Source organism: Paraoerskovia sediminicola, assembly GCF_030296575.1.
GTDB lineage: Bacteria > Actinomycetota > Actinomycetes > Actinomycetales > Cellulomonadaceae > Paraoerskovia > Paraoerskovia sediminicola.
In genome coordinates this window covers 393,031-406,393 of sequence record NZ_AP027729.1, presented here as the reverse complement: position 1 = coordinate 406,393, position 13,363 = coordinate 393,031, and the positions used below count along the sequence as shown (strand labels likewise).

Genomic DNA, 13,363 nt, shown 5'->3' with positions numbered 1-13,363 from the left:
CCGGCGCCTACTCCTGCTGCCAGGACTCCCAGAGCCGCGCGTACTCGCCCCCGGCGGCGACAAGGTCGTCGTGCGGCCCGATCTCGGTGATCCGGCCGGCGTCGACCACGGCGACCCGGTCGGCGTCGTGGGCCGTGTGGAGTCGGTGCGCGATCGCGATGACCGTGCGGCCGGTGAGCACGGCGTCGAGCGATCCCTCGAGGTGGCGCGCGGCGCGCGGGTCGAGCAGCGACGTCGCCTCGTCCAGCACGAGGGTGTGGGGGTCGAGCAGCACGAGGCGGGCCAGCGCGACCTGCTGCGCCTGGGCGGGCGTGAGCACGTGCCCGCCCGAGCCGACGCCGGTCTCGAGCCCGTCGGGCAGCGCGCGTGCCCACCCGAGGGCGTCGACGGCGTCGAGCGCCTCGGCGAGCCGCTCGTCGGACGCCGAGGTGTCGGCGAGGCGCAGGTTCTGGGCGAGCGTCCCCACGAACACGTGGTGCTCCTGCGTGACCAGGGCGACGCGTTGCCGCAGGTCGTCGACGGGCAGCTCGACCAGCGGCACGCTACCGACGGTCACCGACCCTCCGGTGGGCGGGTGGATCCCGGCGAGCATGCGCCCGAGCGTCGACTTCCCGGCGCCGGACGGACCCACGACGGCGAGCCGTTCACCGACGCGGAGATCCAGGTCGATGCCGTGCAGGACGTCGCGCCCCTCGCGGTACGCGTAGCGCACGTCGCGCACCTCGACGTGGTCGTCCGTCGGTGCTGCGGTCCCCGCCGTGCGGTCCGGCGGGACGAGCCCGACGCCGACGACGCGCGCGAGGGAGACGCCCGCGACCTGCAGCTCGTCGAGCCAGAACACGAGGTTGAACAGGGGCTCGCCGAGCTGGACGCTGAAGGCCACGATCGTCGTGACCGTCCCGAGCGTCGCGTGGCCCTGCGAGATCAGCCACCCGCCCCAGAGCAGGATCGCGACGGGCGCGACGACGATCGCCGCGTCGAGAGCGGGGATGAGCCGCAGGCGCAGCCCCAGCGTGAACCGTTCGGCGGCGAACGCCTCGCCGAGGTCGCGGTCCACGCGGCGGCGGACGCGCCGACCCAGGTGCAGGGCGTCGGTGGTCCGGGCTCCTCGACGGCCTCGGTGATCGTCCCGTTGAGGGTCGCGTACGCCGCGGACTCGCGCAGGTACCCCGCTGTCGCCCGGGCGAGGTAGCGACGCGTCGCGACGACCGCGATCGGGACTCCGACGAGCAGGCCGAGGGCGACGAACGGGGCGACGACGACCGCCGCGGCGATCGTGAGCACGATGGTGATGACGCACACCAGGACCTGGGGGACGCCGAACCTGATCGCGTGCTGCAGCTTGTTGATGTCGTTGGTGGTGCGCGCGAGCAGGTCGCCCGTCCCTGCGGTCTCGACGACCGAGAGCGGCAGCCGCGTCACCTTCCCCATGAAGTCCTCGCGGAGCTCGGCGAACACCTGCTCGCCGAACACCATCGAGACCTTCTGGGCGAACCGCACGACGACCGCCTGCACGACGAACGCGGCGAGCAGGACGAGCACGAGGGTGTCGACGTGGCCGGTGGTCGTCCCTCCGGTGACGGAGTCGACGAGCCGGCCGAGGAGGAACGGGCCGGCGAGGCCGACCACCGCGGAGGTGGTGTGCAGGACGGCCATGCCGGCGAGGGCGCGCCGGTGCTTCATGAAGAGCGCTCCGGTGGTGCGACGCACCTCGGTGCGGTCCGCGATCGGCAGCGTCGGGCGGGCGGCGCTCATCGGACCTCCTCGCTCATCGATCGTCCGACGACGGCCCGGTACTTCGCGGCGACGTCACCGTCGCCGTGGAGCAGGTCGGCGTGCGTCCCGTGCGCGACGATCCGGTCGCCCTCGAGCAGGGCGACGTCGTCGAGGTGGTCGAGGACGAGCGGGCTCGCCGTGACGACGAGGGTCGTGCGGCCCTGTCGCGCCCGGGCCACACGCTCGGCGATCCGCGCCTCGGTGTGCGCGTCGACGGCGCTCGTGGGTTCGACGAGCACGAGGATCTCGGGTTCGGTGAGCAGCGCGCGGGCGAGGGCGACACGCTGCCGCTGGCCGCCGGAGAGCGAGCGCCCCTTCTCTGCGATGTCGCCGTCGAGGCCGCCCGGGACGGAGTCGAGGACGTCCTGGGCGTCGGCGACGGCGATCGCGTCGAGCAGGGCGTCGCGCACGGCGCGTCCCCGCGGGTCGAGCTCCTCGGCGAGCGGACCGGAGAACAGGTGGTTCGACGCCTCGGACACGACGATCCGGTGCCGCAGGTGCGCCCTGTCGACGTCGGCGAGGAGCACGCCGCCGAGGCGCACCGGGGTCGCGGCCTCCGCCTCGTCGTCGAAGCGCCCGAGCCGTGCCGCGAGCGCCGCGGACGCGTCAGGGTCGGCCGAGACGAGGCCCACGACGCGGCCCGGGCGCAGCACGAGGCCGGTCGTCTCGTCGACCAGCTCGCTGCCCTCCGGGGGTGCCACCGGAGGGTGGGCGGCCTGGGGTGTCGCCTCGGGCACGCGCAGCACGGTCTGGATCTTGCGCAGCGACACCACGGCGCGGGTGACGATCTGGAGCATCTGCGTGGCGATCTGCAGCGGCCAGCCGAGGAACGCCGCGTAGCCGTAGAACGTGACGAGCTGACCGACGCTCAGGTCGCCGGCGATCGCACCCCGCGCGCCGACCCAGAGGATCACGGTGACGAGGATCCCCGGGAGCAGGACCTGCAGGGCGTCGAGCCACGACTGGACGGTCGCCACGCGGACCCCGGCGTGGCGCACGCTCTGCGACTGCTCCGCGTACCGGGCGCTGAAGACGTCCTCGCCGCCGATCCCGCGCAGGATGCGCAGCCCGGAGACCGTGTCCGAGCCGAGCGCGGTGAGCCGGCCCGTGGCTTCGCGCTGCGCGGCCTGCCTCGCCTGCAGCGGACGCACGAGGACGGCGAGCACCGCGGCGACGGCGGGGATCCCCAGGATGACGACGAGTCCGAGGGTCACCGACTGGTTCAGCATGATGACCGCGACGGCCAGGTACGCGGCGAGCCCGCCGATGAACCGCCCCGCCATCGCGAAGACCTCACCGATGCCGAGGGCGTCGTTCGCCACGGCGGCGACGACCTCACCCGTCGGTAGCGTCTTGGTGATCGCGTGCCCGGAGCGCGACGACTTGTAGCCGAGCTGTTGCGCGAGCCGGAACGCGCACCGCAGCCAGCTCTCGACGTCGTACTTGTGGCTGAACGCACCCGCCACGACGATGACGGCGGCGTTCAGCAGCAGGATGCCGCACCAGCGCCAGAGTCCCGCGCCGAATCCCTGGGTGAGGCCCTCGTCGATGGCGATGCCGATGATCAGCGGGACCATCGCCTGCGCGAGCATGGTCACCGTTCCCGCGAGCATGGCCAGGACGAGCAGCCCGCGCTGTCGCCACGCGATCCAGCCGAGCGCCCGTCCGGGGCTCGTCAGCGGCAGAGCGCCGGGATCGGCGAGGGGGAGGGTGCGCACTCGAACTAGCATGAGGGATGGCTCAGGGCCTGAGCCACGTTTTTGCTGCCAGCGTGAGGATTTGTGCCGATGACCACACCAGAATCTGCCGCGACGTCGTCTGCTCCTGTCGAGGGGGCGCGGGCGCGCCCGGTGCCGCTGCGCAGGTCGGTGACGCGACGATCCAGGACGCGATCGGCAAGGCGCGCCGGTCGCTCGGCCGGTACCGCGTCATGGCCCTGATCACCGGTGTGATGCTGCTCATCCTGTGCGTCGAGATGATCTACAAGTACGGGCTCGTCCAGGGGCTCGGGGTCTCGGACGGGCTCCTGCCGTACATCGAGTGGATCCCGTTCGCGCACGGCTGGATCTACGTGCTGTACCTCGTCACCGTCGTCGATCTCTGGTCGAAGATGCGGTGGGGCCTCGGCCGTCTCGTGACGCTCGTGCTCGCCGGGGTGGTGCCGGTCATGTCGTTCGTCCTCGAGAAGCGTGTGGTGGCGGACGTCGGCGCGCGCCTGGACGCGCTCGAGCAGCGCCACGCAGGGGTTGCGGGCGGTACCGGCACGGAGCAGGGCTGACGGTGGCCGCTCCCGGGTCGGTCGGATCTCCCGTGCGTCTCGCGCCCCTCGTGGCAGTCTCGGGACCGTTGGGGCCCGACGAGGCGGCCCGGTACGCGCGTCACCTCGTGCTCCCCGGGATCGGCCCCGAGGGGCAGGGTCGGCTCGGTGCGGTCAAGGTCCTCGTCGTCGGCGCCGGAGGTCTCGGCAGCCCGACGCTGCTCTACCTCGCGGCGGCCGGGGTCGGGACCCTCGGCATCGTCGACGACGACCTCGTCGACGAGAGCAACCTCCAGCGGCAGGTGATCCACGGGGTCGCGGACGTCGGACGGCCCAAGGTCGAGTCCGCGCGCGAAGCGATCGCGTCCGTGAACCCGTCGGTGCGCGTCGTCGCGCACCCGGTGCGGCTCGATGCCACCAACGCCGTCGAGATCATGCGCGGGTACGACGTCGTGCTCGACGGGGCCGACAACTTCGCGACCCGGTACCTGGTCTCGGACGCCGCCGAGGTCGTCGGGATCCCCGTCGTCTGGGGCTCGATCTTCCAGTTCCAGGGACAGGTCAGTGTCTTCTGGGGAGCGCCGCGGCTCGCTGGTGCGGGGGTCGAGGGTGATCGCGCGGGGGTCGCCGGCCCGGCGGGCTCGGCGGGCGCTGAGGATTCTCCGGGCTGCGAGGTGGCCGCCGGTGCCGTGCTTCCCGACGGCCGGGGGTGACCTACCGCGATGTCTTCCCGGAGCCGCCGCCGCCCGGGTCGGTGCCCGACTGCGCGAGCGGCGGGGTGTTCGGCACCATGTGCGCGAGCGTCGGAGCCGCGATGGCGACCGAGGTCGTGAAGCTCGTGACCGGCGTCGGGCGAAGCCTCTACGGGCGGCTCGCCGTCCACGACGCGCTCGACGCGGGGTGGCGCGAGCTGTCGGTGCGGCCCGACCCCACCCGCGAACCCGTGACCGAGCTCTTGGGCGGTGCGGACGCCTACGCGGCGTTCTGTGGCCTGCCGTCGTCGGGCGACGGTAGCGGCGCGGCTGCGCGCACGGGTTCCGGCGGGCGGCCTGAAGCGTTCACCGCAGCCGATCTCGCGGCTGTGCTCGACGACGGGCTGGGGGACTGGGGCGGCTCTGTTGATCCTGATCGGCCGCGACCCGTGCTGCTGGACGTGCGCGAGGACTGGGAGGCGCAGATCGTGGCGATCCCTGGGGCGCGGCTCGTGCCGAGCGGAACCTTCGTCGGTGGCGGTGTCGCGGCTCGATCGGCGCTCGCGGACCTGCCGCGCGACCGCCCGGTGCTGGTGCTGTGCAAGGTCGGCGGGCGGTCGGCGACGGTCGCTGCTGCAGCGCGTGATGTCGGTGTCGATGCACGCTCGGTCGCCGGCGGGATCCTCGCCTGGGTGCGCGGCTACGCGCCCGGGGAGCGGACCTACTGAGCCGAGCCGGGAGCGTGCTGCGCGAGCGCGAGCGCACGTTCCGGTGCGGGCTACCGCGCGGACGGCGCCTCGGCGAGCAGCTCGACCCGGTTCCCGTGACCGTCGCGGCAGTGGAGACGTTCGTAGCCGTCGAAGGTGTGCCTCTCGGTGTCGTCGACCTCGAAGCCGAGATCGACGAGCCTGGACCGGGTCGTCTCCAGCGCCTCGCGGCTCTCCAGGACCAGCGCGGGGTGCGCCCGTCGCGCCGGGGTGAACGGTTCCTCCGTGCTGACGTGGATCTCTGCGGTCACCGAGCCCGCGGTGTCGAATGCGCGAAACCACACGCCGCCGCGAGCCGCTAGCGCCGGCGGCTTCTCGACCTCGGTCATGCCCAGCGCCTGCACGAAGAACTGTCGAGCGACGTCCTCGCCGCCCGTCGGACAAGCGATCTGGACGTGGTGGAGGTGCATGGGGTCCCTCGGTGTCGGTGTCGGTGTCGGTGTCGGTTGCGAAGTGTCTTGATGTCAAGATACCTGACGGCCGGCGGGGCCTGGCGGGAGAGCGGGGATCTCTCGGGATGCCGGCGGAGAGTGCGCCAGGGGCGCGCGCGGCCGGTCGCGGCACGAGCGGGAAGTGCGGCAGGGGCTCGTGCCGCAGGTCGCGGCACGAGCGGGAAGTACGACAAGGGCGCGTGCCGCAGGTGCCGGGACACCAGCAGAGTGAAGGCGTCGGAGCACTGGGGCGAGAGCGACGGCCGCGGGTGTCGGTAGGGGAGGTGCGAGCGCTCAGTACGGCGGCGGTCCGGGGTCGTCCGGGAGCTGCGGCGCGGAGAAGCGTTGCGGCTCGCGTCGGTAGGTGTGGGCCGTTGGGCTCGTCCAGGTCGTCTCGCCCGAGGTTGGGTCGCGTTCGACCCGCCACCGGCCGTGCGTCTTGAGGCGATGGTGGTGGCGGCACAGGGCGTGCAGGTTGTCGGCCCTGGTCGGGTTCGTCGATCCTGGGCTCGTCGCTGTCGGGCTCGTCCCTGCCTGGCTTATCGCTGCCGAGGTCGTCCCTGTTGCGCCCGCCGCCACTGTGCCGGATGCCACCGAGCCGTATGCCGCCGGATCGGGTGCTGACGCGGGAGGGAGGCCGGTGCCCGGGGGTGCGTCGGGTGCTGACGCGGGAGGGGAGCCGGTGCCGAGGCCTGCGAACGGGACGATGTGATCGAGGTCCGAGCGCGAGGCGGGGACGCGGCAACCGGGGAAGGCGCACGTCGCGTCCCGTGCCTCGACCGCGCTGCGGAGTGCTGCCGACGGCCGGTACGAGGTAGTGCCGGCGTCGGACAGGATCCCGGTGGCTGGGTCCGTGAGCAGGCGACGCCAGGTGGCGTCGGCGGCGATCTCTCGTGCGGCGTCGGCGGGGACGGGGCCGTACCCGCTGAGCTCGCCGGGGTGCTCGTCGAGCCCGAGCAGCGTGGACGCCGCGACCGTGACCTGTACGAGGTGCTTCGCGCCACGCCTGTGCGACGAGCCGGGTCGAGCGGTGGCCTCAGCGGCCGGCGCGACGATGCCTGTGCCTGTGCCTGTGCCTGTGCCTGTGCCTGTGCCTGTGCCTGTGCCTGTGCCTGTGCCTGTGCCTGTGCCGGTGCCAGTGCCCGTGCCCGAAGCTACGGCCCCCGCTCGTGGTGCGAATGCAGCGAGTCCCGAGCACAGGTCGACCAGGGCGTCGGCTCTGCGCTCGTCCATGGATCGGGCGTCGTCCCCGGCCTGCGCGCGGGCGGCGTCGTCGATCGAGGCCCAGACGCGGCGCGCGTACTCGGCCGGAAGGTACGCGGTGAGCCGGCTCATCGCGTCGGGGCAGGGGACGACCGAGACCGAACGCCGGCGCCGTTCGACGCGACGTCGGGCCGCGGCGGCGTCGGGGTCCAGTGCGATCTCGGCGCGTCGCGCGGCGTCGCGGAGTCGGGGTGCCGTCATCTCCTCCGCGGCCTCGACGAGCGAGGCGACGAGTGCCTGACGCTCCGGGAGTGGCGCACTCGGAGCCGCGTCGAGGAGCACCCGAGCCCGGCGCTCGTCGATGCGACCCGCCACCAAAGCTGCGCACACCACGGGGTGCTGGCCCAGGCCGGTGGCCAGCTCGGTCGTCCGTGAGGCGGCGGCTCTCGTCGTGCGGAGGCGCGCAGAGATCTCGTCGTCCACGAACTCGATGTCGCGCGACCCGGTGCGTCGGTCGAGGAGTTCGCGCACGAGCATCGCCTGCCGCGCCGTGGCCCAGGAGCGAACCTGCTCCCAGGCGGCGATCGCCTCGATGACCTCGGCATCGTCGAGCGCCGCCGGGTCCAACGAGGCGAACGTGGCGCACATGCCGGCATCGGGTGCGCGATGGGGTGGCGCGTCGCCGGAGCCGGGCCAGGGTGCGCCTGTCGACGAGCCGGTGGCGGTGTCGAGGCCGGTGGCTGAGGCTGCGGCAGAAGCTCCAGCGTCTCCCGTGCCCGTGCCCGTGCCCGTGCCCGTGCCCGTGCCCGTGCCCGTGCCCGTGCCCGTGCCCGTGCCCGTGCCCGGACCTGCGCCTGTGCTTGTGCTCGTGCTTGTATCCGCACCCGTGCGCTCGGTCCTTGCGGGGTACAGGCCCAGCGAGCCTGCCGTTCCCGGCGATTCGGGAACCGCCGCGGCGAGCCAGCGCTCGACCGCGGCCGAGAACTCGGTCTCGATCGCCGTTTCGACGGCTGACGACGACGATCCGGGTGTGCCGGCGAGTTCGACGTGCTCTGCGCCCTCCGCAGGGGCCGTCGATACGGACGCGTGCGAACGCTCGCGCATCTCTGGCGCCGCGGGGAGGCAGCAACCTGAGAGAGGCTGACCGGGGCTCGTTCGAACATATGTACAACCTACGGCGAGCCACCGACACGAGCGTTCGACGATCCACAGCACGTGCCCGACCCGGCGGTTCAGCCCCGATCAGGGTCCAGGTCGGAACCGGACCTGGACAGGGACGGGTCGAGACCGGTCCTTGCTCAGAGCGCCAGGTCGAGGTTTCCCGGCCTCCCGACGAGTCCCGTGACCGGTGACGACGCGAGCGCTCGTTCGCGCCGGGGGATCCGCCCGGCGCCGGCCGCGGCCCGGCCCGCCTCGACCGCGAGCCGCATCGCGCGGGCCATCCGGACCGGGTCCTCGGCCCTGGTGACTGCGGTCGCGAGGAGCACCCCGTCGCACCCGAGCTCCATCGCCTGTGCGGCCTCGGACGCCGTCCCGATCCCTGCGTCGAGGATCACCGGGACCGATGCCGCGGCCGCGATCGCCTCGACGTTCCGGGGGTTGCAGATGCCGAGCCCGGACCCGATGGGCGCCCCGAGGGGCATGACGGCCGCGCACCCGACGTCCTCGAGTCGGCGCGCGACGATCGGGTCGTCGTTCGTGTACGGCAGGACGACGAACCCGTCCCGGACGAGCTGGTCCGCGGCCTCGACGAGACCGGTGACGTCGGGGAGCAGCGTGACGTCGTCCGCGATCACCTCGAGCTTGACCCAGTCCGTCCCGCAGGCCTCTCGGCCGAGCTGCGCGGTCAGCACCGCCTCGCGGACGGAGAAGCAGCCCGCGGTGTTCGGCAGGGCGCGGATGCCGAGCCGGTCCAGCAGCCCCCACATCCCGGCGTCCTCGCCGGCGCCCGGCGCTGCCACCCGCCGGAGCGCGACCGTCGTCAGCTCGGTGCCGGACTCGACCAGCGCCTCCTCGAGAGCGACGAGGCTCGCCGCGCCGCCAGTACCCATCACGAGCCGCGACCCCAGCGTGGTCCCCGCGATCGTCAGAGGGTCCGAGGGCGCGGTACCGTCCGGGTTCGTCGTGCGCACGCCCTCAACCACCCTGCACCGCCGTCACGACCTCGACCCGGTCGCCCGGGGCGAGGACGTCGTCCGCCACTCGCCGCTCGGGACGACGGCGTCGTTGAGCGCGACGGCGACGCCGCGCGGACGGCCGTCGACGACCAGGCCGGGCGCGAGGTCGGCGACGACGCCGGCGAGGTCGGTGCTCGGGGCCAGCGGGCGGTCGCTCCCGTTCACGGTGATGGTGGGTGGCAGGGGTGTCGTCATCGAGCCCTCGCAGTCGAAATCGCAGTGGTCGTGGGGTCAGCAGTGAGGTCGGTGGTGGGCCGGTGATCGGCCCGCGGCGTGAAGCGCCCGGCGTCGACGGCAGCGACGGACGCGGCCATTGGTCGCCCGGCCAGCGAGGCGACGACGGCGTCCCCGGTGAGCGGGGCGAGCAGGACCCCGTTGCGGTGGTGGCCGGTGGCCAGCGAGAGGCCCGGCACACCGCTCGGCCCGACGATCGGCAGGTTGTCCGGGGTCGCGGGACGCGCCCGCGGCGTCGCCTCGACCAGCTCCAGCTCGTCGACCGCGGGGACGACGGCGCGGGCGTCGCGCAGCAGCGCGAACACGGCGCCGGCCTCGACGCGCCGGTCGTCGGGCTTCTCGTCGCTCGTCGCGCCGATGACGATCTCGGACGGCGCCCCGCCGGTCGCTGAGTCGGTCGCCGTGTCGGCTCCCGCCTCGGGACCCCGGCCCGAGGCGCGCGGGACGACGTACACCGGCCGCCCCTGGACGCGCCCCCGCACGACGTGGGCCAGATCGAACCACGACGGTGCGGCGAGCCGGAGCGTGACGCCCTTCACGGGTCGGACGGGAGCCGCGACCGGGAGGTCGGCCAGCAGCGCAGGTGCGCCCGTCCCGGCGGCGAGCACGACGGTCCCGGCGCGGCGCTCCTCCCCCGTTCGTCGACGGCCCCGGTGACGCGGGGCCCGCCGCCCGCGCGGTCCGTCAGCAGCGAGGACACGCGGCGGCGGACGACGGCCCCGCCCGCCTCGCGGACGGCGATCAGCAGGGCGCGATGCACCGAGCGGGGGTCGACCTGGTGGTCGCTCGGGGACCAGAAGGCCCCGGCTACCGGCCCGACGAGCGGTGAGCGCTCGCGGGCGGCAGCTGCGGTGAGCTCCTCGATGTCCATGCCCCAGCGGTGCTGGGTCCGGGCGAGGCGCCGGGACTCGGCGACGTCGTCGGCGTCGTAGGCCACGGTCATCGTCCCGGTGCGGCGGAGGCCGACGTCCAGCCCCGACGCGGCCTCGAGGTCCGCCGCGAACGCAGGCCACAGCGCCGCGGAGTCGCGGTTCATCGCAGCCAGCCGCTCTTCGCCGTAGTCGGCCTCGGTGACGGCGGCGAGCATCCCCGCGGCAGCGTGGGTGGCGCCGTCCCCGGGGGTCGGGTCGAGGACCTCGACGGTCAGGCCCGCGCTCAGGGCGCGCCACGCGACGCTGAGTCCGATGATGCCCGCGCCGACGACCAGGAGGTCGCGGACGCCTCCGTCGGCACCTCCATCGGCACGGTGGTGCCCGCGTGCAGGTTCGACCATGGGTGGCTCCCTTCGCCGGCATGACCCGGAGCAGGTTCGACGGTCGGCGGTTCGCCCTCTCAGCCCCAGCGGGGCTCCCGTGCCCGGCCAGGGTAACCCGCCCTGCGGACGCCGGGGCCCCCGCGTCCGACCGTCGGTATGCTCGCCGCGATGACCAGCGACGAGCAGCGCGACCTGCAGGGCGACGACGTGTCGGACGGCGGCCCGGCGGCCTGGCGGGCGCGGCTCGCCGGGGCGCGCCTGTACCTGTGCACGGACGCCCGGGAGGACAGCGGCGACCTCGAGGAGTTCCTGCACGCCGCGCTCCGCGGCGGGGTCGACGTGGTCCAGCTGCGCGACCGGACGCTCGATGTGCGCCGCGAGCTCGAGCTCCACGAGCTGGTCGGCGCGGTGGCGTCCGAGCACGGCGCGCTCTGGGCGGTCAACGACCGGGCGGACGTGGCCGGACTCACCTCGGCGCCGATCTTCCACACGGGGCAGGACGACCTGCCGGTCGCCGCGTCGCGCAGGCTCCTGGGCGCCGGGCCGGTCCTCGGACGCTCGACCCACGCTGCTGCGGAGGCCGCCGCGGCGGAGGCAGACCCGGAGGTCGACTACTTCTGCGTCGGGCCGCTGTGGGCGACGCCGACCAAGCCCGGGCGGCCCGCGGTGGGGATCGACCTGCTGCGCGAGGTCGCTGCCTCGCGCCCGACGACCCCGTGGTTCGCGATCGGCGGCATCGATCTCGACCGCATCGACGAGGTCGTGGCGGCCGGCGCGACGCGGGCCGTCGTCGTGCGCGCCATCACCGGCGCGAGCGATCCCGAGGCCGCGGCGCGGGCGCTGCGCGGCCGGCTGCCGAGATGACGGCCGCCTGAGCGCGAACCTGCCGTCCCGCGGGTCCCTGCTCGGCCACTATCCTGGGGCCGTGACCGCAACCCCCGCAGCCGCAGCGCCCTCCTCGGACGAGACGTCCTCCGACGTGCCTCCGCACACGCCCGCCCCGACCCCGAGGCCCGTCCTCGTCGTCGACTTCGGCGCCCAGTACGCGCAGCTCATCGCGCGACGCGTGCGCGAGGCGAACGTCTACTCCGAGATCGTGCCCCACTCCTTCAGCGTCGAGCAGATGCTCGCGAAGGACCCGGTGGCGATCATCCTGTCCGGCGGTCCTTCGTCGGTCTACGCCCAGGGCGCGCCGTTCGTCGACCCCGCGCTGTTCGACGCCGGCGTCCCGGTGCTCGGCATCTGCTACGGCTTCCAGGCCATGGCGAAGGCCCTCGGCGGGACCGTCGCCCAGACCGGCGCCCGTGAGTACGGCGGCACCGAGGTCGAGGTCTGCTCGGCCGGGGTGCTGCTCGCCGACACCCCCGAGCACCAGACCACCTGGATGAGCCACGGCGACTCCGTGCACGAGGCGCCGTCCGGGTTCGAGGTGCTCGCGACGTCGTCCGGCAGCCCGGTCGCAGCCTTCGAGGACGGCGACCGCCGCCTCTACGGGGTGCAGTGGCACCCCGAGGTGAAGCACTCCGCGCACGGCCAGACCGTGCTCGAGCACTTCCTCTACGAGGGCGCCGGGCTCGCACCCGACTGGACCGCGAGCAACGTCGTCGCCGACCAGGTCGCCGCGATCCGCGCGCAGGTCGGGGACGCGCGCGTCATCTGCGGGCTCTCCGGGGGCGTCGACTCCTCGGTCGCCGCCGCCCTCGTCCAGAAGGCTGTCGGGGACCAGCTCACCTGCGTCTTCGTCGACCACGGCCTGCTCCGCGCGGGCGAGGCCGAGCAGGTCGAGCGCGACTTCGTCGCCGCGACGGGCGTGCGGCTCATGGTCGTCGACGCGCGCGAGCGGTTCCTCGAGGCACTCGCGGGCCACAGCGACCCCGAGACCAAGCGCAAGATCATCGGCCGCGAGTTCATCCGTGTCTTCGAGGACGCCGCCCGCGACGTCGTGGCGGACGCCGGCGCTCACGGCGACGAGGTGAAGTTCCTGGTCCAGGGCACGCTCTACCCCGACGTGGTCGAGTCGGGCGGCGGTGAGGGCGCGGCGAACATCAAGAGCCACCACAACGTGGGCGGGCTCCCGGACGACCTGCAGTTCTCCCTCGTCGAGCCCCTGCGGACGTTGTTCAAGGACGAGGTCCGGGCGGTGGGCCTCGAGCTCGGCGTGCCGGAGGAGATCGTCTGGCGCCAACCGTTCCCGGGGCCGGGGCTCGGCATCCGGATCGTCGGCGACGTGACCGCCGAGCGTCTCGAGGTCCTGCGTGCGGCCGACGCGATCGCTCGCGAGGAGCTCTCCAAGGCGGGCCTCGACCGCGAGATCTGGCAGTGCCCCGTCGTCCTTCTCGCCGACGTGCGCTCGGTCGGTGTCCAGGGCGACGGTCGTACCTACGGGCACCCGATCGTGCTCCGGCCGGTGTCGTCCGAGGACGCGATGACGGCCGACTGGACCCGTCTGCCCTACGACGTGCTCTCGGTCATCTCGACCCGCATCACCAACGAGGTGAGCGAGGTGAACCGCGTGGTGCTCGACGTCACGAGCAAGCCGCCGGGCACCATCGAGTGGGAGTGACGGCGCGC

At 73.8% G+C, this 13,363-nt stretch carries 11 protein-coding genes, 2 pseudogenes and 1 riboswitch; of the genes and pseudogenes, 5 read left to right on the top strand and 8 right to left on the bottom strand.

The features are described 5' to 3' along the window. Positions 1–7 precede the first annotated feature (7 nt). Positions 8–1,755: pseudogene (locus tag QUE47_RS02025) on the bottom strand (ABC transporter ATP-binding protein). Further along, on the bottom strand, positions 1,752–3,494 hold the full coding sequence (locus QUE47_RS02020) for an ABC transporter ATP-binding protein (protein ID WP_350227634.1): 1,743 nt from the start codon (positions 3,492–3,494) through the stop codon (positions 1,752–1,754). The pseudogene QUE47_RS02025 and the gene QUE47_RS02020 overlap by 4 nt, the downstream one beginning before the upstream one ends. Before the next feature lie 53 nt (positions 3,495–3,547). Here QUE47_RS02020 and QUE47_RS02015 point away from each other — a divergent pair, with 53 nt between their 5' ends. From QUE47_RS02015 to QUE47_RS02005, 3 genes and pseudogenes are all read left to right on the top strand, one after another. Next, positions 3,548–4,054, top strand: coding sequence for a DUF3817 domain-containing protein (locus tag QUE47_RS02015; RefSeq protein WP_434019718.1), 507 nt, complete (start codon positions 3,548–3,550; stop codon positions 4,052–4,054). A 2-nt stretch (positions 4,055–4,056) separates the two neighbouring features. Then, positions 4,057–4,988 (top strand): annotated as a pseudogene (locus QUE47_RS17075) (ThiF family adenylyltransferase); the annotation flags it as partial. Beyond that, a complete protein-coding gene (locus QUE47_RS02005; RefSeq protein WP_434019747.1) occupies positions 4,977–5,453 on the top strand; it encodes a rhodanese-like domain-containing protein in 477 nt (158 codons plus the stop codon). The pseudogene QUE47_RS17075 and the gene QUE47_RS02005, both read left to right, overlap by 12 nt. 50 nt (positions 5,454–5,503) lie before the next feature. Here QUE47_RS02005 and QUE47_RS02000 read toward each other — a convergent pair whose 3' ends face one another. The 6 genes from QUE47_RS02000 to QUE47_RS01975 all read right to left on the bottom strand — a co-directional run bounded on the left by QUE47_RS02000 (position 5,504) and on the right by QUE47_RS01975 (position 10,810). Further along, complete coding sequence (locus tag QUE47_RS02000; protein ID WP_286218356.1) at positions 5,504–5,902, bottom strand: VOC family protein; 399 nt, start codon at positions 5,900–5,902, stop codon at positions 5,504–5,506. A gap of 315 nt (positions 5,903–6,217) precedes the next feature. Beyond that, a complete protein-coding gene (locus tag QUE47_RS01995) occupies positions 6,218–7,774 on the bottom strand; it encodes an HNH endonuclease signature motif containing protein (protein ID WP_286218355.1) in 1,557 nt (518 codons plus the stop codon). A 650-nt stretch (positions 7,775–8,424) separates the two neighbouring features. After that, complete coding sequence (locus QUE47_RS01990) at positions 8,425–9,177, bottom strand: thiazole synthase (RefSeq protein ID WP_286219355.1); 753 nt, start codon at positions 9,175–9,177, stop codon at positions 8,425–8,427. A 105-nt stretch (positions 9,178–9,282) separates the two neighbouring features. Next, positions 9,283–9,498 (bottom strand): sulfur carrier protein ThiS, encoded by a 216-nt coding sequence (gene thiS, locus QUE47_RS01985; protein ID WP_350227633.1) that lies wholly within the window; start codon positions 9,496–9,498, stop codon positions 9,283–9,285. Next, positions 9,495–10,076: an FAD-dependent oxidoreductase gene (locus QUE47_RS01980; protein ID WP_350227632.1), complete on the bottom strand. Its 582-nt coding sequence runs from the start codon at positions 10,074–10,076 to the stop codon at positions 9,495–9,497. Before QUE47_RS01980 ends, thiS begins: the two co-directional genes overlap by 4 nt. Beyond that, a complete protein-coding gene (locus tag QUE47_RS01975; RefSeq protein WP_286218353.1) occupies positions 10,073–10,810 on the bottom strand; it encodes an NAD(P)/FAD-dependent oxidoreductase in 738 nt (245 codons plus the stop codon). The genes QUE47_RS01980 and QUE47_RS01975 overlap by 4 nt, the downstream gene beginning before the upstream one ends. Beyond that, a riboswitch (TPP riboswitch) is annotated at positions 10,801–10,901 on the bottom strand. (Overlaps the previous gene by 10 nt.) Positions 10,902–10,960: 59 nt before the next feature. Here QUE47_RS01975 and thiE point away from each other — a divergent pair. Both thiE and guaA read left to right on the top strand, forming a co-directional pair. Continuing rightward, positions 10,961–11,656: a thiamine phosphate synthase gene (thiE, locus tag QUE47_RS01970; protein ID WP_286218352.1), complete on the top strand. Its 696-nt coding sequence runs from the start codon at positions 10,961–10,963 to the stop codon at positions 11,654–11,656. A 115-nt stretch (positions 11,657–11,771) separates the two neighbouring features. Then, on the top strand, positions 11,772–13,355 hold the full coding sequence (gene guaA, locus QUE47_RS01965) for a glutamine-hydrolyzing GMP synthase (RefSeq protein WP_286219354.1): 1,584 nt from the start codon (positions 11,772–11,774) through the stop codon (positions 13,353–13,355). Positions 13,356–13,363 lie beyond the last annotated feature (8 nt).

What these genes read in the sequence shown, in the direction of transcription:
- thiS (WP_350227633.1), bottom strand. Translation starts at nt 9,498, where the DNA reads ATGACGACACCCCTGCCACCCACCATCACCGTGAACGGGAGCGACCGC.
- QUE47_RS02000 (WP_286218356.1), bottom strand. Translation starts at nt 5,902, where the DNA reads ATGCACCTCCACCACGTCCAGATCGCTTGTCCGACGGGCGGCGAGGAC.
- QUE47_RS01990 (WP_286219355.1), bottom strand. Translation starts at nt 9,177, where the DNA reads ATGGGTACTGGCGGCGCGGCGAGCCTCGTCGCTCTCGAGGAGGCGCTG.
- QUE47_RS01975 (WP_286218353.1), bottom strand. Translation starts at nt 10,810, where the DNA reads ATGGTCGAACCTGCACGCGGGCACCACCGTGCCGATGGAGGTGCCGAC.
- QUE47_RS01995 (WP_286218355.1), bottom strand. Translation starts at nt 7,774, where the DNA reads ATGTGCGCCACGTTCGCCTCGTTGGACCCGGCGGCGCTCGACGATGCC.
- thiE (WP_286218352.1), top strand. Translation starts at nt 10,961, where the DNA reads ATGACCAGCGACGAGCAGCGCGACCTGCAGGGCGACGACGTGTCGGAC.